Source organism: Micromonospora sp. DH14 (genome assembly GCF_029809455.1).
In the GTDB taxonomy this organism is placed as follows: domain Bacteria; phylum Actinomycetota; class Actinomycetes; order Mycobacteriales; family Micromonosporaceae; genus Micromonospora; species Micromonospora parva.
The window spans coordinates 1-717 of sequence record NZ_JARVKT010000078.1 but is presented as its reverse complement, the minus strand read 5'-3'; the positions used below and the strand labels follow the sequence as shown (position 1 = coordinate 717).

Sequence of the window (717 nt, the reverse complement as noted above, 5' to 3'; positions counted from 1 at the left end):
GACTGACAATCTGATCGGCCGCCCCATAACTGAACCGACCCTGCTGCGGCTCCGTCGCGTCGATCTTCATCTCATTCTCAGGCGTCACCGAATTGAACTCACGGTTCAAAATCGTCGTGTACGCACTGTCTGAGAGCCTGCTGGCGGCCACCGCCGTACCGAAGTACCGCCCCTTCTCCGCGGCCGACGCGCCGAGCGTCGTACCGGCGGCGGCCGGCGCGGTCATGAACATCGCCATACCGGCGGCGAGGGCCCCCGCGCTGGTCAGTGCGATGGCGGCTCTCGATGCCGCCTTCCATCTCGCATTTCGCATCGTGTGACTCCTTCTCGGGTGGTGGGGTGGAAGGGGAAATCAGGACACCGAACAGGCGGCACCGTTGAGAGCGAACGAAGCGGGCTTGCCGGTGCCGCCCTCGTGCGTGGCCTGGAAGCCGATCTCGACCGACGCGTTCGGTGCGATGGTGCCGTTGTAGGAGACGTTGCGGGCGGTCACCGCACCGCTCGTCGGCGCGTACTGGGCGTTCCAGCCGCCGGTGATGCGCTGCCCGCTGGGCAGGGTGAAGGTCAGCGCCCAGCCGTTCACGGCGGTGGTGCCGGTGTTGGTGATGGCCACACTCGCGGTGAGGCCGTTGTTCCAGGCGTTGACCGTGTAGCCGACCCGGCAGGCACCCTCACTCGGCGGCGGGGTCGTCGGCGGCGGAGTGGTCGGGGGTGGGG

At 67.8% G+C, this 717-nt stretch carries 2 protein-coding genes; both read right to left on the bottom strand.

Annotated features, from left to right (window positions below; translation table 11 throughout):
- On the bottom strand, positions 1–313 hold a 313-nt coding region (locus tag QCZ28_RS34415), incomplete at its 3' end, for an endo-1,4-beta-xylanase (protein ID WP_279520525.1).
- 39 nt (positions 314–352) lie between these two features.
- Positions 353–717: cellulose binding domain-containing protein (locus QCZ28_RS34410; RefSeq protein WP_279520524.1), on the bottom strand; the 365-nt coding region annotated here is incomplete at its 5' end.